Below are 16,203 nucleotides of genomic sequence, written 5' to 3'. Positions count from 1 at the left end.
TTAAAAAAGAAAATAAAGAGAGGGGCCGCGCCCCCCATTCTTCACTATATTGTCTGGATATTGAATGCGGTCTGATTCCCTTTCTGGATGGGGGGGCTGGGCGTGTAATCAAATGCATACGCTTTCCCGGGATCTCCCGGTTGGCCATCAATCAGGATATCACTTCCGCAGGCGAATTCGCGAATTTTCCCGGTGGGAGTATTATATTCCCCTAAGTGTCGCGCTCGGTTCGCCCCAGGCATGGTGACATCAATGCTTCCCATCTCAAGGGGCTTCATCCCCTCATCCGAATCGACACAATTATCAACATTGGCTGCCATCAACACATCGGCAAAATACCCTGAACCATCGTCCAGGTTCTCCACCCACGACCCGGGTGGGATGGTCTGGGGATCCCGCGCCAGGGCCAACCCGCCAAATGCGAGCAGGGCAAGGAGAATTATTCCTATCATCATATTTCGTTTCATCCTGAAACCTCCTGAGGTAATGTCCCTCGATGGATGTTGGAGTTTTTATGGGTTCTGGCCCTGGTTTAGTGGGGAAAACGGTAGAAATCGAAGGCATAGGCCAGGTGGGGGTCTCCCCGAATGCCATTGATAAATATATCTTTCCCGCACGCGAACTCCCTTATTCTTCGAGAGGACGTCCAGTATTCCGTGAGGTGCCGCGTCCCGCTTCCTTCCCAATTAGTGGCATAGAGTGTGCCGAATATCATAGGGTTGATCCCCCCATCCGTATCGTGGCACCTGGATACCCTTCCCGTGGCCAGCAAAAACATAGCAAAACTCTGGCCGTCGTGTTTGTTCGTCACCCACACCCGTTGGGGGGCGCCTTCCGGTTGGCGCGCGACCACAAGACTTCCCATAAAAATCAAACCGATGACGATTCCCAACCCTATAATCCCACAAACCTTAACCCGATTCATCCAACTCCTCCAGTACAACCCTGCCCCATCCAACTCCTCTTGAGAATAAAATTCTTTCTTTTGGATGGGTGTTAACGCAACCCGCCCCAGGGAATTTCATCCTTAGGCCTGACGACGATGCCGTTTTCTTCAATGTCGAAGGCATGAACGGCTTTAGAATGGTCCGTTCCCCTGAGTTTACGCACGAAAATGCTCCGGTTAGGAGGGATGAAATACAGGGCCACCACTCCATCAACCACAAACTCTTCCACCCCAAAAGCGGAAAACTTGTTCCGATCTTCTCCTGCTACTTCGCTCGTGAGGAGGGTGGTGCATCCAATATCCTTTAGGCCATTCACGAATTCGAAGAGGAGGTGGCGCAGAGCCCCATGGTCTTTGACCCAAACCCCGAAGGCGGTGGTGGAATCAATCACCAGGCGTTTGGCGTCGATGGAGTCAACCATCTTGGTGATAATCGACAATTCTTTTGAGATTTGGTCCTCCACCTCCTCCGTGGAATTAGTAGGGGAAAAATTAAGCCGGTAAATCTTCATCATGTTTTTGTCTTGAAGGGATTTGATATCCCACCGGAAGCTCTGCATGTTCCAGGTGATGTCCTTCAAACCCGTTTCGAGGGTGACATACAACCCGGGTTCGTTGTACGAGCGGGCCCCCTCATAGATGTATTGCATCGCGAAAATGGTTTTTCCCGCCCCTGGTCCACCGCTGATGAGCACCGATGCCCCTTCCGGAAAACCCCCTTCCACCAGCTCGTCAAATCCCGGCACCCCGGAGGCCATGCGCTTCATACTCCGAGCCATTCTCTCGGGGAATAAAAAGCCGTGGGGCCCGTTTAGGCCTTCCTGAAACGATTTCCCCCAAGAACCATTGTTTTCCATAGCATTTTTTTTCCCCATATAATGACCATTGAAGAAAATTTCCCTCCCCCAAAAGACAGGATTATATGGATAATCCCCCTCCCCCGAAGGATGACTGCGCGGTCCCATCGAAAACGGGTGACTGAAAAAAAGAAGGTTGACGATCCAGATGCCGATTTCGAGGGCGTCGAGTTGATGGAAAATCCTTCCGCCCAAATAAATAAAACGGAAGACATGGTGGATCTCATCGACCAGCCCGCGTGGAAGACCATTCTAATTTCACTAGTGAAACGCGAGCGGATGGATCCATGGAATATCGACGTGAAGGAGTTGGCCCACAAATATTTGGAGAAAATCCGTTCCCTCCAATCCACAGACTTGCGTCTCCCCGCCAATGCCATCCTGGCATCCGCCATCCTCCTCAAGTTCAAGGCACGCGCCTTGCGTCTTTCATCCCTGGAGGAAGAAGGAATTGAGCTTCGCGCACTCCTCACCGAGGAAGAATTATTGGGGGGCATGATGCCCGAACTCCTTCCCCCACGCTTTTCTCGTGAAGGAAAAGTCACGTTAGATATGCTCGTGGAGAGCATTGAATCCATTCTCGAAAAGACGAAGGCCAAAGCGCAGAAGGAACGCGAGGGCAAATCCCATCAGGCATTTTCACTCCCCATCCCCAAAATGAATCTTGAGGGCAAGATGGAGGAATTCATGGACCTCATCCCCCGCCACGCGGACGAATCAGGGTTCGCGCGTTTCCACTCCATCGTGCACGGGCGCTCTTCCCATGAGGTAATCGATTTCTTCCTCTCGCTCCTCTTTCTCCTTCATGAAAAGCGTGTGAACGCGTGGCAGGATGATCTATTCGGAGAAATCATGGTGGCGGTGGCCACTCCGGGAGATGGGGAGAATGGAACCCCTTCCTTCGAAACCCAAGACGCGCCCGCGTGATTCTTCCCCTCAAACTTTTTTAGAAAAAGCTTCATCATCAAACTTTTTGAGAAAAAGTTTGATCAAAAACCCTACTCTTGAGAAAAAAAGTTTCATCAAACGAACTTTTTAATAATAAGTTCGATCAAAAAACGGGCCTTTTTTTTTGGAAAAAAAGTTGATCAAAAAGCCGATACAACGCCCTTAGGGCATTTGGCGTTTTTCGATGAAGGATGCCCCTCCTTTAGGTCGGGGAGGCATTCATTAAATAGTCGCGCGCATTGGAAAATCTATGCGGGTTTCCCGGAAGAAAAAGAGCCATTCACGTTTCCCTCGTCGCCGACCGCATCACCCCATCGAGAATAACGATTCCGTGAAAGGGGAATGGTTGCGCGATGCCATCCTGGGGGGTCAGGATGGGTTAGTGAATACATTAGGTTTAATCCTCGGTGTCGCCACCGCCACGCAGGATGCGCGCCTCGTCATCATTGCGGGGCTGGCCGCCATGTTCGCTGAAGGCATCTCCATGGGGGCCGTGGCCTACACCTCCTCCAAGGCCGCGCAGGAATACTATGACAAGGAACGCCGTCGCGAGATGCAAGAAATAGACCATTTTCCCGATGAGGAGAAAGCAGAAGTCCGCAGCATCTACCGCGCCAAAGGATTCACTGGAAAACACCTGGAATACATCGTGACAAAAATCACCGCCAACCGCGCCCGCTGGCTCGATACGATGATGCAGGAGGAATTGAAGATTTTTCCTGAGCGCCAATCCCCCTTGCGTTCGGGCATCCTGGTGGGGATCGCCGCGCACGTGGGGGCCATCTTCCCCCTATTCCCTTTTTTCTTTTTCCCGGTGTCAATGGCGGTTCCAATATCATTGCTTTTCTCCCTGCTAGTTCTATTCCTCGCGGGGGCGTGGAAAGGAAAATTCACCAAAGTCCCCTGGTGGCGGTCGGGATTAGAATTGGCCCTCATCGGCGGCCTCGCCGCCCTCGTGGGATATCTCATCGGCGCCTGGTTCGGCGCACATGGGTAATTATCATTTCTATTGAACCGCTTGGCTCAAAATAATCCTCATGCGAGGCGCCTAAATCGCCCTTCCTTCAAATCATTGAGTGAATCCTTGAATTGGTGGATTAGATCGAAATCGAGTTTCTCCAACCGTTTCAATTGGATATTTTCAGTTTTTTGGATGGTAGTCTTTTTTGGGCTCATATATTCCACCTTCCGCTTAACCAATCTTAAACCTCTGTAAGTAGAACCATATAAATTTCCTTGAACCATAGAAATAGCATACTAGACGCATTTCGAGGGCAGCCTTTAATTCTCCCCCTCGTTTCCTTTCCCATGCCATTCGGTTTTCTGGGTGTCTGGTCCCCTTTCGGGGATGTAGGTTTTCTCGTGCGGTTTTTTCTCGCGCTCCTTGCTCTTTATTTCGGGTCCACCTTGTTCTCCATCTACCAGCAGGAGCGCCGCATCCCTTCCGTGGGACGCGTATTAAAGGCCATGTGCGAGGGCATCCTCTCTTTCCCCTCCCTATTCGCCCACCGCCTCCGCCACGCCCCATCGCGAGCCCGCCACTCGCTCAAGAAAAAGAAACGCCGTGTGGCCGCGCGTATTCATGCCACATTCTCCCGATCCAAAAAAGGAATTTCCTCCCGTATTCGTGCGTGGGCTGCCAAACACGCTCAAGAATCCAGGGTGAAAATCGCTCGAGGAAAGAAAAAATTTGACTTGCGGGAAGCGGTACATCTATTCTCGGCCGACCAAACTTTTTTTTTCTCCCCCGACGCATTGAACGAACGGTATGTGGTAGGAGCATGGCGTGCCTACGAAGCGCGGCAAGGCCCCCATAAGGTGTGGGTCATATCCCCCAGGGTTATTTCCAAGAAAAAATTGGTTGTGAAGCTCCGCCGGACCAAAAAGGGTTTCTATCTCGAGGCGTAAATCACTTAGCTTTCTTCAATTCGTCTTCGATTAACCGTTTCATTTCGGCCTTGGGCATTAATCCAACAATGCGTCCCACTTCTTTTCCCTTTTGGATCATCACGAGGCAGGGGATGGACATGATTCCATATTCCTGCGCCAGGGCTTGGTTTTCGTCCACGTTAAGTTTGGCAAAAATCAATCGTCCCTTGAAATCCTTTTCCATTTCCTCGAGCATAGGGGAAAGCATCTTGCAGGGACCGCACCACGCGGCCCAAAAATCCACTAATACCGGGATCGGGCTCTGAACGACCTCCGTCTCGAAATGATTTGTGTCCAACTCTTTCACCATCGTCCCTTCCTCCCATCTGATGTAATAACCTATTGGGAGAAATCCAGTTTTTATACCAGACGCCCTCCCAAATACCTCTCGCAAAGCATATATTTTCTCCCGTCTTTTACCCAGCATGCCCATCCGTCCTAAGCACGAGCGGGAGTTCTTCGACGTGGATGTTCACGGGAAGAAAATGCATCATCTCCGCCGCTGGGCCAAGCCCATCTTCTACGCCGCATTCCTCATCTCAATCCTCATCCTTATCCTGGTGCTAATCACCCTATTCTCCTATGTCGCCAGCGCGGAAAACGCATGTCAAGAGACGAATCCGGATTGTATCGAAATCAATATTGTCGGAGATTCCATGTTTCCCGCTTTTCAAGATGGGGATAAAGCATGGCTCTGGGATGGATACTATGAGAATCATCTCATCCTCCCTGATCAGGTGGTTGGATTAGTGTATGTGAACGCTTTTGGGAATCGCATCCAGTTGGTAAAAAGGGTAATGGGGGTCCCTGGAGAGATGGTGGAATTCTCGGATGACACTCTCCGAATAGGCGATCGGATCTATCGAAAGGAAAGGAACCAATTTCATGCATTGCAGGTCCAGCTCAAATACCAAGGATATAACATTCCTCCTGGGTATATTTTAGTCCGAGGGGACAATCCCAACGAGAGCAGAGATTCAAAGGAATACGGGATTATCCCCCTCTCTTGGGCAAAAGGAAGGGTGTTTCCCAAGGCGCAGGCGGGAAAGGAGAAAGATATTTAAGGGTGGAATGAATTCCCTGGGCGATGATGATGGGTAAATGGGGATTGAAATCCAACAGAAAACCCGATTCGGGTGTAAAGGGTTTCATGTCCAAGAAGCCGTTTCTCATGGTAGCGCTTATTTTTGCCATTGGACTGGGAGTAGGAGTTACTTATGCCAGTCATACCGGAACCCCCCTCGTATCCCACGAAGTTCTACAGATCATGTGGGAACAGTTCGCCTTATCTTTCGATCCCAAAGGGGACGGCACGCATTTCGTCGAAGCCATGAATGCCGCGAGCGAATCGCTTCCGAACCAATATTCGGGGATCAATGCCGACACGTTGGACGGCTTGGACTCGACGGATTTTTCGGGACAAGGCGGGGGTGGAGCGGGTACGTATTCGACAAAGTGTACTTGGGTGACTGGATATCAGACAGCTTGGACTCAAAATCCAGCCCCAACACCAGATTGGTACAATACAAAATGCCAAGATGAACAAGGGCGAGATAAATTGCCTCCGAATGATGTCCCTCCTCCCTGTCCAACAGGGCCTGCAGTTGGTTTGGGGGTACAGTGCTACATCACAGGAATAAACGCACTTATGGTCATTCCGACAAATCATGGTGGACAATTTGGAGATGATGGTGTCAACGATTTCTACGTTGGGGTTAACGGCTGTTCACCTGTGGCCTTTCCTTATACCTCCTCTGAGCAATGTCCTATTAACTACTCAACCTCAGGTGTTTGCGAGCGAATTTGTCTTACGAGCTAAAAATATTTTTTTTCCAGAAAATTCATCTCCCAATCGCCTTCTCAAACTTCTTACAAGTCAGCGCATTCAGCACGTCTTTCTTCTCCGCCCAGCCTCTTCGGGCTTGAGCGATTCCATATTCAAGATTATCCAGGTGGAGGACGGAGTGCGCGTCCGAATTGATCACCAATTTCACCCCGCGCTTAACGCATTCCCTGATATGGGTGTAGTCGAAATCCAATCGCGAGGGGAAGGAATTAATCTCCATCGCCTTTCCATTTTCCTTGGCCGCCTCCAGCACTCTATCAAGGTCGAAGGAATAGGGGTTGCGCTGGTTGATCAGCCTTCCTGTGGGATGGGCGATGAAGGTGACATATTCATTCGTTAGGGCATTCATTAATCGTTTCGTCATCTGTTTGGGGTCCATCTTGAAGCTCGAGTGCACGGAAGCTATAACGATGTCCAATTCCTTGAGCATTTTTTGGGAGTAGTCCAGTTTTCCGGCATTATCGATATGCACTTCGCTTCCCGTGAGGAGGTGGATTTGGGGGTATTTTGTTTGCAGAGCATGGATTTCTTTGATGTGGTGTTTCAATCTTTTTTCGTCCAGCCCATTGGCCACCGTATCCGAGTAGGAGTGGTCGGTGATGGCATAGTATTCGTGGCCTATGGCGATCGCCCGTTGCACCATCTGTTCCGTGGAATGGACCCCATCACTCCAGTTTGTGTGCGTATGCAAATCCCCCTTGAGATCCCCATATCCTATGAGAGTGGGCAATTTTCCTTGCGCCGCCATGTCTATTTCTCCCTCGTTCTCTCTCATCTCGGGGGGGATATACTCCAATTGGAGCGCGCGATACACCTCTTCTTCTTTTTGGCTTGCTACTATTTTTTTCCCCTTCATCAATCCGTATTCTGAAAACTTCATTCCCATCTTGATGGCACGATTTCGGAGGGCGATCCCATGCGCCTTGCTTCCCGTGAAGTGCACCATTCCCGATCCCATCAGGTGCGGGGGGAGGATCCGCATGTCCACGTTCAATCCTATCTTGAGCCGTCCGCTCACCAAGCTGGTTCCTTGGCGTTCAATGGTGTCCAACGCCTCTAATCCTTCCAATGCTTTGGCTACCTCTTGCTCCTTTTTGGTGAAAACAAGTAAGTCGATGTCCTTCACGGTTTCCCGGCGTCGCCGCAGGCTTCCCGCGATAACGACCGCCACAACTCCATCCATTTTGGAAATGGTTTCCTCAAGGGCGCGTGCGTGGGGAAGAATAATCCCCAGCAATTTTCGTTCAGTCCCCTTTTTTATCAATTCCAATCCCATGAGGATATCTTCCTCACTCTTCTCCTTGAACCCGGGGAGTTTCCGTATCTTCCCAGAGCGCGCGGCCTGTTCCAGTTGGGCGAGAGAGGTAATTTTCAGTTCGTGATACAATCGCGCCGCTTTCTTGGGACCCAACCCGGGGACATTCAATAGTTCCACCAGCCCCCGTGGGATGCGATGCTTGAGGTCCTCGTATTCGTCCACTTTTCCTTTAGAGAGAAATTGGCCAATCTTGTGGGCGATCCCTTTCCCCACGCCTTCTAATTCAAGGAGGGCTTTCTCCCCCTTTTCCTTGAACAAGAATTCAACCGGCTCAGGATCCGCCTCGATAACGCGCGCGGCCTTTCGGTAGGCTTGGGGTTTCCATTCAATCCCCAAAATTTCCATGAGGTCGGCCATCTCATTGAGAAGGTTGGCGATCTCCTTGTTACTCATGGAGGATGGTCTGATTTAGGAGTTAAAGAGGCTTGGCGTTTTTTTGGATCAGGAAATCCAGGGCGATGTCCTTGTCTCGTGTATCGGCCATTTCAAGGAGGGCGAGGCGGGAAATGATGTCCTGGAAGGCGGGGTCATTATCTGCTTTAATGGCGACCACATCCCCATACCCCTCAATGTGTTCCACCCGAATATGCGCTTCTCCCAGGAGAAACGCCTTTCCCCTCCGTACCAATAGGCATGCTTGCCAGTGACCCATGGTTTTTCGTTTGGCGGCCCCAAAATGGGGGTGGTGGCTCCGGTAGGCTTCCACCCATTTTCCTTTCATGCGAACCATTTTCTGGATGAGGAATAAACCTCCTTCATTTTCAGGTCCCCGGATTCGAATATATCCCTTTTCGAGGCTCGTGTGCCCCGGAAGAAAATGATACCGGTCCTCCCGCGCATATTCTTGGACAATGGTGGCTCCCAACCCCTCGAGCCTCTCTTCCATTGCCCCCGCATCCGGGATGAGGGTCCATCCTTCCATACATTATTCTTGCGTCCCAAACCTCTTTTATGCTAGGCCCATTTGGTTACTCCCACCCGGGGGCATATTTTTGTCAATGGGCAAATACTACACCGCGGTTTCTGCGCCACGCAGATTTTTCTCCCATGTCCAATTAGATAGTTGGTGAGATTTCCCCAATCCTTTTTATCAACAATCTCCATGAGCTGACGCTCCACTTTCTCCGGGGTTTTTCCTTCCGCGAGACCCAATCGTTTGGATACCCTGAACACATGCGTGTCCACGGCAATCCCCTCTTTCTTATTGAACCCCGCAAATAGCACGATGTTGGCCGTTTTCCTTCCCACTCCGGGAAGGGTGATCAATTCCTCCATGCGCTCGGGTATATTCCCTCCATAATGGGAAATGAGACGCGTGCATAACCCCCGGATGTTTTTAGTCTTGTTTTTGTAGAATCCCGTGGATCGGATATCCAACTCTAATTCTTCGGGGGCCACCTTGAGATAATCAGTGGGCTTCCTGTATTTTTTAAACAGCGATTTAGTAACCAAATTGACTCGAGCATCCGTGCATTGCGCGGAGAGGATGGTGGATATGGTAAGCTCGAATGGATTCTTCCATTGGGTCAATCCTATTTTGAGATTAGGATAATTTTTCCTCAGGATACGAAAAATTGTTTTCCATTGCGCCTTCCTTTGGACATTCATTCCCAGCACGGCATCGGTCGTAAGAGGAGCCATATACTTCTCCACCCAGGTCAACCATTAAAACCATGTTATACGGAATACTTCCTATGGCACTCCCCTTTGAGATGGACGCGGCCGAAGCCCTCTCCTACGTCCCTGACAAGGAATGGGTTTGGATTGACGTGCGCGAAAAAGAGGAATGGGACTCTGGCCACCTTCCCCAGGCCCAACTCATATCCATGTCCACTATTACTCCCTCCACGTTCGACGCGTTTCCAAAGTCTCAGAAGATGATTCTCATCTGTCGCTCGGGGGCACGAAGCCTGCGGGCCACCCTATTCCTGCGCGAGCGGGGCTATCAACAGGTTTACAATTTCCGCGGGGGGTTGCTGGCATATAATGCCCGCATGCCTCAACCCATCCCCCTACTGCACTAAGGCTTGTTATGCGTTTCCATTTCATTGGATTGATGATTATACTATTCATTCTAAGTGGGTGCACGGCCCCTTCTCCCGTGCCGGGAGGAATTTTAATGTCAGGCGAACGTATTTCATACAAAACCCAGGATGGGGTCGAGATCGTGGGGACGCGCTGGCGTCATCCCGCACTCGAAAAGCCCACCCTCATACTCATCCATCAATTCGGGAAAGACCACCACTCCTTTGATGGGTTTGCTGAGAAAGCCTTTGCGCGGGGTTATTCCATTATTTCACTCGACGTGCGCGGCCACGGCGATTCGCGCATCCAGGACGGAAACAAGGAAGCTCTTTCCTATATCCAATTTCCTGATTCGGAGTTCCAGAAAATTGAAAAGGACATTTTGGAATCCAAACAATTAATTCCAACTGAAAACGCTTTTCTCATAGGCGCCAGCATTGGGGCCAACGCCGCGTTGAATGCGGCCTCCAGGGATGCCTCGTTCCAGGGAATCATCCTCCTCTCTCCCGGAATGAGCTACAAGGGCATTGATGTTCAGGAAAACATATCCCGAATACAAGTCCCCGTTTTAATTGTCGCCAGCAAGGACGACCCCTATTCCTCCCAATCCGCGCAGACTATTTTCCCATCTCTCCCCCTCGACGACAAACAACTCCTCCTGCTCCAGGAATCTGGTCATGGCACGGATATGCTGATCCGCCACCCCTCGTTAGCGGATGATCTCCTGGATTGGTTGGATGCCCATTCCCCGTGAGGATTATAATCCCCTTTCGTTTCCCATTCGCATGCCCTGGATGCGTCCCTGGATAACCCCCCAACAAACCATCCACCTCGCCCTAGGAACCATCCTCGTATTTGCCCTTGCCCTCCTCCTGGCTCGGAATGCCCTGGGCCTCCCCTGACCATTCTTTTTAACCCTTCCCCGATCTTGAATGGTGAAGGGTACCAAGGGTATGTAACCCCCATGGACCCATCATGAAAATACAGTTGCACGGGTACCCAAGCGGTCAAAGGGGCCAGACTCAAGATCTGGTGGCTTAGTGCCTTCAGAGGTTCGAATCCTCTCCCGTGCATCGAGGTCTTGTTCCTCGATCCCGCTCTTAGGGGTACTGCCACTGCAGTACCCCAGACGCCTTTTCGCCAACCTTTTCCTAAAAGGTTGGTTCTGAATCCCCCAGGCTTTCTTGATTTTTGTCCACCCTGCAAAATGGGGTTCAATTCCCTAAAACATAGAATGTCATGTTTCTCTCAATTTTGATGGGAGATAAAACTCGGGCTGGAGGTAATACGAGGGTCCCAATTTGGGTGGTGTTTCATCCGGGCATTCTCCCACAATGGGATATTGGTCTTCGGCACATTCCCCAACAATGGGGTATTGGATGTCACTCGCCGACGTTGATGGAAGTAGCAGAATGAGGGCCAGGACTCCCAATAGGAAAAGGGCGGGTTTCATGGCAAATATACATCAAGGGCTCTATTTAAGGCTGCAGGGCCATTAAAATGGGCTTGGGCTTTATGGCGGCCTCCCATACTCGGGTTTATAATGCCTTGGAGGGCATTTGATGTATCGGGTTCCCATTAATGAGGGATTCCGGTATATAGAGAAAAAGGAGAAAACAACGGATGGCGTTCCAAGAACGCGGTGGCTTCGATCGAGGTCCCCGCCAGATGTTTGATGCCACCTGTAGCAAATGCGGAAAAGAGACGCAAGTGCCTTTCCAGCCTCGGCAGGGAAGACCGGTGTTCTGCCGCGATTGCTATATGGAGCAGAAAGCAAACATGCAGTAGAACTCGTAACCTAATTTTAGGAGTTTGAGCGACGCTTTGCGGGACGAGGAGTTGTTTTCCCGACGCGTTATGCGTTTCACATTTTTCGAACCGTCACAATACTCTATTTTTTTCTAGCTTTATTTTCCCTTCATGCCCAGTTTTAAATAGCCCGGAATTCCCTTCTGTACCATGCCCCCTCCCAAGAACTCCGTCTCCAGGCGCAAGACCCCCATCCAAACATTTGATCCGGAAAGTTTCGATATCCACGCCATGGATAAAGGGATTCGCTCCAAGATCATGCCCCTCCAGCGGGGAGAAAAAGTAGTTCATCCCCGTCCAATTTCAAAAGAAAAAGACATAAACAAGAAACCCCGCATCTCTTTCCTCGTCGCTCTCTTCTCCAACATTGTCATCCCGGGCTTGGGAAACGTGTATGTGAAGCGGAGTCCTTTTTCATGGTCTATTCTCGTGTTATCATTAATCGTCATCGTGACCACGTTTTCTCCCGTTTTTCCCATTGTCCAATTCCTGAATTGGGCCAACATTCCCACCCCCGCGCACGCGGCTACTGCCACCACTCTTTTCGTTCCCGGAGATATCATGTTAGACAATCAACTAACCTTGGTTGGGCCGACTTTCTCTATTCTATTAGTTCCATTACTCCTCACGTGGATATTCTTCGTCTACCTCCTCCTGCACCATGACACTGAAATAAAGTGGAGTCTGTAGGGGCGAATTTTATGGAACAGGACATACCTTCCCCATGCACCAATGTGTGTACCCTGGATGAGGAATCCAATTGCACGGGGTGCGGCCGCACGCTCGAGGAAATATTGAATTGGCCCCATTTCAACTCCGAGGAAAAGAAGAAAGTGTTGAGCCGGTGCTGCCCAAGTCTTTTGCGGGAGTGATTTGGGGTGGCAAGAATTGTAGATTTACAAGGGAAAACCCACTCCATCTCTTGCATCGCATGTGCCATCCAAAAAGGTTCCGCAACTCCTATCGGGGGAACCATAGTCTCCTCTGTTCATTTCCGGGCGGAGCAGGATTTCGAATATCCCATTCCTGGATTTGTGATCATTGTATCCAAACGTCACTTTTATGGGATTGATGACATGACGAAAAACGAGCGTATGGATTTTATCGAGTTCGTTTCCCGTACACGCAAGGCAATGCGAAAAACATTGGGGGTGGAATTCGTCCACATGATCCTTGAGGAAGATACGAGTAGCAGCCATTTTCACGTGTGGTTGTTTCCCCGGTATGTGTGGATGGAAAAGAAGTTTGGACGGAAAATAGAATCTATCATGCCAATCATGCGATATGCCAAGAAATACATGAAAAAGGCCTCCAACCTAAAGGAGGTGCGCGAATCCATTTCTGCCCTCAAAAGTTCCCTTTCTCGGTGACTTTTTTTTTCCAGGGCATTTAATATAGGTTTTGTCACCCATTCTTCTTATGATCCCCCTCGCCCAGAGCCGTTACCCCGCCGAGATGACCGCGCCCATGCAGCAGGAGCTCGCCGATGCGGGTTTCACCCTGTTGCATTCCAAGGAGGAAGTGGATTCCTTCCTCGCAACTCCCGGCACCAAGTTAGTTGTCGTTAATTCGGTATGCGGGTGTGCCGCGGGGAGCGCGCGCCCGGGAATCGTTTTAGCCACTCAAAACCAAAAATTTCCCTCCGTTCGAGCCACCGTTTTCGCCGGGGTGGACAATGAGGCGACCCAACGCTTCCGGGAGTATGTGACACCATCCCCTCCGTCTTCTCCCAGCATCTTCCTCATGGATAGAAAAAAATGCGTGTTCACCATGCCCCGGTCCGAAATCGAAGGGAAATCCCCCGAAGAAATTGCTCAGCGATTGGGGGAAGCCTTCCAATCCTTCGTGTTACCCTGATTGCCATCCCTTCCTGAATCCGGGAGGAACCTATAAATTCTCCCACCCAACCCTAAATGCATGCGCTTCTACCTATCCTCCTACAAGATTGGGAAGGAAACCGCCGCATTCAAACGATTATTTCCCAAAAACAGGAAAACGGCCTATATTCCAAACGCCTTGGATTTTTCATCCGACCTCGCGCGCCGGAAGAAAAGCATTCAATCAGATATCCTTCCACTCACTGAATTAGGGTTAAAAGTGGAAATTCTGGATTTGCGTGATTATTTTTCTAAACCCAAAAAACTCGAAAAAAAATGTTCGGAATTTGGCGTTTTTTGGGTGCGAGGAGGCAACGCTTTCGTGCTTCGCCAAGCCATGCACAAAAGCGGGTTTGATGTATTAGTAAAAAAAATGCACCGGGAAAAAGCGGATGTGGTTTACAGCGGATTCAGCGCTGGCATCTGTGTTTTAGGCCCTTCATTGAAAGGCATTCATATCATGGACGACCTATCCCAAAAGCCGTATGGCAAGCCATCCAAAATAATCTGGAAGGGATTGGGACTACTGGACTATACTATCGTCCCTCATTACAAATCTCCCCATCCAGAGACGGAATTGGCGGACAAGGCCATCTCCTACCTGATTGAGAAAAAGATCCTGTTCAAAGCCCTCCGGGATGGAGAAGCCCTCATAGTAGTGTAAGAAGTGGGCAAATGGTTATTATTCCCGTTATCCTATCCGGGTGATGCCCCATTTGGATCCCCTCCTGCGCTTTGTGAGCATGACCCATCAGCTCCGGCAAGTGAAGCGGGCCATATATGTTAAAGGTGAGGACCAATTGGAGAACGATTGTGAGCACCAGTACCAATTGACTCTCGTGGCATGGTACTTAGTTCAATCCCACCATTTGGATTTAGATCTCGATAAGGTTATTCGGTATGCCTTAGTCCATGATCTCGTCGAAGTGTATGCGGGTGACATCGACACGTTCGCCAAAGATAAATCAATGAAGAAAGAGAATGAGCGCCTGGCCGCGATTCGATTACAATCGGAATTCCCCGAGTTTGGGGATTTGCATGCGACGATCGCGGCCTATGAATCCAAACTGGATAAGGAATCCCGTTTCGTCCATGCTTTGGATAAAATTCTCCCAACGATTAACAATTTCCTTGATGATGGCCGCACCTGGAAGAAGCGCGGGATAACATTTGAAATGGTTAAAGAATCCAAAAGAGGAAAGATTAATCAGCATCCCTTGGTGGAAGAATTGTTTGAGGATCTTGCTCAACGAATTTCTCAAAAAGAAAGGGAGCTCTTTCCTCTGGTTGTCGATTAGCCAATTATTCTTTCAAAAAAAGGGTAACGAAGAAACTCGATGGTGGAGGAGTGAGGAAAACTCATTCACTAAAGAACTCGACTCAAATAAAATAGTGACGCGGGGTGAGGGATTCGAACCCTCGCCCGGTTTCCCGGAACAGCTTAGCAGGCTGCCGCTATAGACCACTCTGCCAACCCCGCTTCCTTTATTTTCTTTGGATGGACTGGGCACCCGTTTGTTAAAATGGGTGCCCTTTTTCGCAGTGGCCAGTCGAAACTGGCCGACCACTCTGCCAACCCCGCAACCTTTTTGGGAAAAAGGTTGATCAAAAACCTCTTCCGTCCTTTTTTTTGGGAAAAAAGGTTGATCAAAAAATCTGGCCAACACCATTCTTCCCTAGCAAGCCGCTTAGGGGTGTCCTGGAAGAAAACGCCAATGCAGCCTGCTATATCATCGGGGGCTCATTCCTATTATAAAGGTGTATTACGGATTATCGCTGGGTTGGAGGCGCATTTATGGCGGCATTGGAATATGCTTTTCTTTCTGTTATTGCGGTGAGTTTGATTTCCCTCATTGGAATTTTTACGTTGTCCCTGAATCAAAAGCGGCTGCGGAGCCATCTGGTTTTTCTCGTGGCATTTGCGGCCGGCGCCTTATTTGGGGATGTATTTATTCACCTGCTCCCGGAGAGTGTGGAAGAATTAGGGTTTGGGATTGAGGTGTCATTGACCGTCCTTGCGGGGATCGTGGTCATGTTCATCATCGAAAAAGTGATTCATTGGCGCCATTGCCACTACCCCCATGAAGATCATAAGCATCCGTTTGTGTGGGTCAATTTAGTGGGGGATGCTTTCCACAATTTCCTTGATGGCATAATCATTGCCGCGGCGTATTTGATTAGTATTCCCGCTGGCATCGCCACGACCATCGCGGTGGCCCTGCATGAGATTCCCCAGGAGATCGGGGATTTCGGCATTCTTCTCCACGGGGGATTCAAGGTTAATGAGGCATTGAAGATAAATCTCTTCACCGCTCTCACGTCCTTGTTTGGGGTCTTTCTGGTTTTTGGATTAGGAGCAATCGCGGAAGGATTATCCGTTTGGCTGGTGCCCTTTGCCGCAGGAAACTTTCTCTATATCGCGGGGAGCGATTTGATTCCTGAATTGCATAAAGAAGTGAAATGGAATGTTTCCCTGGTCCAATTGGGATTTTTCCTTCTGGGAGTGGGGATCATGGTAGTGTTGCTCGCGTTGGGGTGATAGGATTATTCATCTGGTCCCCTTCCCAAATAGTACCATTGGAGGAGATTTTATGCGGCTAAAAATAATCGTTCCCCGCATGAATAAAGGTCCTGATTATAGTTAACTT

At 49.8% G+C, this 16,203-nt stretch carries 24 protein-coding genes and 2 tRNA genes; 16 read left to right on the top strand and 10 right to left on the bottom strand.

Features of this window, described 5'->3' with window-relative positions; genetic code table 11:
- Positions 1-44: 44 nt before the first annotated feature.
- The 3 genes from Q8P05_01360 to Q8P05_01350 all read right to left on the bottom strand — a co-directional run bounded on the left by Q8P05_01360 (position 45) and on the right by Q8P05_01350 (position 1,713).
- Positions 45-467, bottom strand: coding sequence for a hypothetical protein (locus tag Q8P05_01360; protein MDP2666131.1), 423 nt, complete (start codon positions 465-467; stop codon positions 45-47).
- A 65-nt stretch (positions 468-532) separates the two neighbouring features.
- Positions 533-925: a hypothetical protein gene (locus tag Q8P05_01355; protein MDP2666130.1), complete on the bottom strand. Its 393-nt coding sequence runs from the start codon at positions 923-925 to the stop codon at positions 533-535.
- A 71-nt stretch (positions 926-996) separates the two neighbouring features.
- The gene (locus Q8P05_01350; GenBank protein ID MDP2666129.1) at positions 997-1,713 is read right to left on the bottom strand and encodes an ATPase domain-containing protein; all 717 of its coding nucleotides are present in this window, start codon (positions 1,711-1,713) and stop codon (positions 997-999) included.
- A gap of 180 nt (positions 1,714-1,893) precedes the next feature.
- On the opposite strand from Q8P05_01350, the gene Q8P05_01345 reads away from it, so the two are divergent.
- Both Q8P05_01345 and Q8P05_01340 read left to right on the top strand, forming a co-directional pair.
- Positions 1,894-2,730: a segregation/condensation protein A gene (locus tag Q8P05_01345; GenBank protein ID MDP2666128.1), complete on the top strand. Its 837-nt coding sequence runs from the start codon at positions 1,894-1,896 to the stop codon at positions 2,728-2,730.
- A 271-nt stretch (positions 2,731-3,001) separates the two neighbouring features.
- Positions 3,002-3,748: a VIT1/CCC1 transporter family protein gene (locus Q8P05_01340; GenBank protein MDP2666127.1), complete on the top strand. Its 747-nt coding sequence runs from the start codon at positions 3,002-3,004 to the stop codon at positions 3,746-3,748.
- Positions 3,749-3,786: 38 nt separating this feature from the next.
- Here Q8P05_01340 and Q8P05_01335 read toward each other — a convergent pair whose 3' ends face one another.
- A complete protein-coding gene (locus tag Q8P05_01335; protein ID MDP2666126.1) occupies positions 3,787-3,927 on the bottom strand; it encodes a hypothetical protein in 141 nt (46 codons plus the stop codon).
- A 132-nt stretch (positions 3,928-4,059) separates the two neighbouring features.
- Here Q8P05_01335 and Q8P05_01330 point away from each other — a divergent pair, with 132 nt between their 5' ends.
- On the top strand, positions 4,060-4,659 hold the full coding sequence (locus tag Q8P05_01330) for a hypothetical protein (protein MDP2666125.1): 600 nt from the start codon (positions 4,060-4,062) through the stop codon (positions 4,657-4,659).
- Between the two features lies 1 nt (position 4,660).
- Here Q8P05_01330 and trxA read toward each other — a convergent pair whose 3' ends face one another.
- Positions 4,661-4,990, bottom strand: a complete 330-nt coding sequence (gene trxA, locus Q8P05_01325) for a thioredoxin (protein MDP2666124.1) — start codon at positions 4,988-4,990, stop codon at positions 4,661-4,663.
- A gap of 115 nt (positions 4,991-5,105) precedes the next feature.
- Between trxA and lepB the strand changes: the two genes are divergently transcribed.
- The gene (lepB, locus tag Q8P05_01320; GenBank protein ID MDP2666123.1) at positions 5,106-5,744 is read left to right on the top strand and encodes a signal peptidase I; all 639 of its coding nucleotides are present in this window, start codon (positions 5,106-5,108) and stop codon (positions 5,742-5,744) included.
- Positions 5,745-5,767: 23 nt separating this feature from the next.
- A complete protein-coding gene (locus tag Q8P05_01315; protein MDP2666122.1) occupies positions 5,768-6,499 on the top strand; it encodes a hypothetical protein in 732 nt (243 codons plus the stop codon).
- A 22-nt stretch (positions 6,500-6,521) separates the two neighbouring features.
- On the opposite strand, the gene polX is transcribed toward Q8P05_01315, so the two are convergent.
- From polX to nth, 3 genes are read right to left on the bottom strand one after another with little or no spacing between them, the layout of a single operon-like run.
- Entirely contained in the window at positions 6,522-8,237 is a 1,716-nt protein-coding gene (gene polX, locus Q8P05_01310) for a DNA polymerase/3'-5' exonuclease PolX (GenBank protein ID MDP2666121.1), read from the bottom strand.
- A gap of 22 nt (positions 8,238-8,259) precedes the next feature.
- Positions 8,260-8,766, bottom strand: a complete 507-nt coding sequence (locus Q8P05_01305; protein ID MDP2666120.1) for a hypothetical protein — start codon at positions 8,764-8,766, stop codon at positions 8,260-8,262.
- A gap of 32 nt (positions 8,767-8,798) precedes the next feature.
- Positions 8,799-9,452: an endonuclease III gene (gene nth / locus Q8P05_01300; protein ID MDP2666119.1), complete on the bottom strand. Its 654-nt coding sequence runs from the start codon at positions 9,450-9,452 to the stop codon at positions 8,799-8,801.
- Between the two features lie 86 nt (positions 9,453-9,538).
- On the opposite strand from nth, the gene Q8P05_01295 reads away from it, so the two are divergent.
- From Q8P05_01295 to Q8P05_01285, 3 genes are all read left to right on the top strand, one after another.
- Complete coding sequence (locus tag Q8P05_01295; GenBank protein MDP2666118.1) at positions 9,539-9,868, top strand: rhodanese-like domain-containing protein; 330 nt, start codon at positions 9,539-9,541, stop codon at positions 9,866-9,868.
- Between the two features lie 32 nt (positions 9,869-9,900).
- The gene (locus Q8P05_01290) at positions 9,901-10,623 is read left to right on the top strand and encodes an alpha/beta fold hydrolase (GenBank protein ID MDP2666117.1); all 723 of its coding nucleotides are present in this window, start codon (positions 9,901-9,903) and stop codon (positions 10,621-10,623) included.
- 235 nt (positions 10,624-10,858) lie between these two features.
- A tRNA-Leu gene (locus Q8P05_01285) sits at positions 10,859-10,942 on the top strand.
- Positions 10,943-11,106: 164 nt separating this feature from the next.
- Here Q8P05_01285 and Q8P05_01280 read toward each other — a convergent pair.
- Positions 11,107-11,322 carry a hypothetical protein gene (locus tag Q8P05_01280; GenBank protein ID MDP2666116.1) on the bottom strand — a complete coding sequence of 72 codons (216 nt, stop codon included), beginning with the start codon at positions 11,320-11,322 and terminating at the stop codon, positions 11,107-11,109.
- A 215-nt stretch (positions 11,323-11,537) separates the two neighbouring features.
- Between Q8P05_01280 and Q8P05_01275 the strand changes: the two genes are divergently transcribed.
- The 7 genes from Q8P05_01275 (at position 11,538) to Q8P05_01245 (ending at position 14,853) form a co-directional block, all read left to right on the top strand.
- A complete protein-coding gene (locus Q8P05_01275) occupies positions 11,538-11,657 on the top strand; it encodes a hypothetical protein (protein MDP2666115.1) in 120 nt (39 codons plus the stop codon).
- A 171-nt stretch (positions 11,658-11,828) separates the two neighbouring features.
- Complete coding sequence (locus Q8P05_01270; GenBank protein MDP2666114.1) at positions 11,829-12,368, top strand: hypothetical protein; 540 nt, start codon at positions 11,829-11,831, stop codon at positions 12,366-12,368.
- A gap of 11 nt (positions 12,369-12,379) precedes the next feature.
- Positions 12,380-12,550 (top strand): DUF1289 domain-containing protein, encoded by a 171-nt coding sequence (locus Q8P05_01265; GenBank protein ID MDP2666113.1) that lies wholly within the window; start codon positions 12,380-12,382, stop codon positions 12,548-12,550.
- 6 nt (positions 12,551-12,556) lie between these two features.
- Entirely contained in the window at positions 12,557-13,048 is a 492-nt protein-coding gene (locus tag Q8P05_01260; GenBank protein ID MDP2666112.1) for a diadenosine tetraphosphate hydrolase, read from the top strand.
- A 49-nt stretch (positions 13,049-13,097) separates the two neighbouring features.
- A complete protein-coding gene (locus Q8P05_01255; protein MDP2666111.1) occupies positions 13,098-13,535 on the top strand; it encodes a BrxA/BrxB family bacilliredoxin in 438 nt (145 codons plus the stop codon).
- A 60-nt stretch (positions 13,536-13,595) separates the two neighbouring features.
- Entirely contained in the window at positions 13,596-14,219 is a 624-nt protein-coding gene (locus Q8P05_01250; GenBank protein MDP2666110.1) for a Type 1 glutamine amidotransferase-like domain-containing protein, read from the top strand.
- A gap of 43 nt (positions 14,220-14,262) precedes the next feature.
- A complete protein-coding gene (locus Q8P05_01245) occupies positions 14,263-14,853 on the top strand; it encodes an HD domain-containing protein (GenBank protein ID MDP2666109.1) in 591 nt (196 codons plus the stop codon).
- Positions 14,854-14,951: 98 nt separating this feature from the next.
- Here Q8P05_01245 and Q8P05_01240 read toward each other — a convergent pair.
- A tRNA-Ser gene (locus Q8P05_01240) sits at positions 14,952-15,035 on the bottom strand.
- A gap of 315 nt (positions 15,036-15,350) precedes the next feature.
- Here Q8P05_01240 and Q8P05_01235 point away from each other — a divergent pair.
- Positions 15,351-16,094, top strand: coding sequence for a ZIP family metal transporter (locus Q8P05_01235; GenBank protein ID MDP2666108.1), 744 nt, complete (start codon positions 15,351-15,353; stop codon positions 16,092-16,094).
- Positions 16,095-16,203: the final 109 nt, after the last annotated feature.

The sequence above is a fragment of the Candidatus Diapherotrites archaeon genome (assembly GCA_030688545.1).
In the GTDB taxonomy this organism is placed as follows: domain Archaea; phylum Iainarchaeota; class Iainarchaeia; order Iainarchaeales; family VGJJ01; genus VGJJ01.
The sequence above is the reverse complement of the archived record's forward strand: the minus strand, read 5'-3'. Positions and strand labels throughout refer to the sequence as shown.

Coding starts and splice junctions, on each gene's coding strand:
- Q8P05_01350 (MDP2666129.1), bottom strand. CDS start 1,713: ATGAAGCGCATGGCCTCCGGGGTGCCGGGATTTGACGAGCTGGTGGAA.
- Q8P05_01280 (MDP2666116.1), bottom strand. CDS start 11,322: ATGAAACCCGCCCTTTTCCTATTGGGAGTCCTGGCCCTCATTCTGCTA.
- Q8P05_01265 (MDP2666113.1), top strand. CDS start 12,380: ATGGAACAGGACATACCTTCCCCATGCACCAATGTGTGTACCCTGGAT.
- Q8P05_01305 (MDP2666120.1), bottom strand. CDS start 8,766: ATGGAAGGATGGACCCTCATCCCGGATGCGGGGGCAATGGAAGAGAGG.
- Q8P05_01250 (MDP2666110.1), top strand. CDS start 13,596: ATGCGCTTCTACCTATCCTCCTACAAGATTGGGAAGGAAACCGCCGCA.
- Q8P05_01295 (MDP2666118.1), top strand. CDS start 9,539: ATGGCACTCCCCTTTGAGATGGACGCGGCCGAAGCCCTCTCCTACGTC.
- Q8P05_01290 (MDP2666117.1), top strand. CDS start 9,901: ATGATTATACTATTCATTCTAAGTGGGTGCACGGCCCCTTCTCCCGTG.
- Q8P05_01335 (MDP2666126.1), bottom strand. CDS start 3,927: ATGAGCCCAAAAAAGACTACCATCCAAAAAACTGAAAATATCCAATTG.
- Q8P05_01270 (MDP2666114.1), top strand. CDS start 11,829: ATGCCCCCTCCCAAGAACTCCGTCTCCAGGCGCAAGACCCCCATCCAA.
- Q8P05_01355 (MDP2666130.1), bottom strand. CDS start 925: ATGAATCGGGTTAAGGTTTGTGGGATTATAGGGTTGGGAATCGTCATC.
- Q8P05_01255 (MDP2666111.1), top strand. CDS start 13,098: ATGATCCCCCTCGCCCAGAGCCGTTACCCCGCCGAGATGACCGCGCCC.
- Q8P05_01340 (MDP2666127.1), top strand. CDS start 3,002: ATGCGGGTTTCCCGGAAGAAAAAGAGCCATTCACGTTTCCCTCGTCGC.
- Q8P05_01245 (MDP2666109.1), top strand. CDS start 14,263: ATGCCCCATTTGGATCCCCTCCTGCGCTTTGTGAGCATGACCCATCAG.
- Q8P05_01330 (MDP2666125.1), top strand. CDS start 4,060: ATGCCATTCGGTTTTCTGGGTGTCTGGTCCCCTTTCGGGGATGTAGGT.
- polX (MDP2666121.1), bottom strand. CDS start 8,237: ATGAGTAACAAGGAGATCGCCAACCTTCTCAATGAGATGGCCGACCTC.
- Q8P05_01315 (MDP2666122.1), top strand. CDS start 5,768: ATGATGATGGGTAAATGGGGATTGAAATCCAACAGAAAACCCGATTCG.
- lepB (MDP2666123.1), top strand. CDS start 5,106: ATGCCCATCCGTCCTAAGCACGAGCGGGAGTTCTTCGACGTGGATGTT.
- nth (MDP2666119.1), bottom strand. CDS start 9,452: ATGAATGTCCAAAGGAAGGCGCAATGGAAAACAATTTTTCGTATCCTG.
- trxA (MDP2666124.1), bottom strand. CDS start 4,990: ATGGTGAAAGAGTTGGACACAAATCATTTCGAGACGGAGGTCGTTCAG.
- Q8P05_01360 (MDP2666131.1), bottom strand. CDS start 467: ATGAAACGAAATATGATGATAGGAATAATTCTCCTTGCCCTGCTCGCA.
- Q8P05_01345 (MDP2666128.1), top strand. CDS start 1,894: ATGACTGCGCGGTCCCATCGAAAACGGGTGACTGAAAAAAAGAAGGTT.
- Q8P05_01235 (MDP2666108.1), top strand. CDS start 15,351: ATGGCGGCATTGGAATATGCTTTTCTTTCTGTTATTGCGGTGAGTTTG.
- Q8P05_01275 (MDP2666115.1), top strand. CDS start 11,538: ATGTTTGATGCCACCTGTAGCAAATGCGGAAAAGAGACGCAAGTGCCT.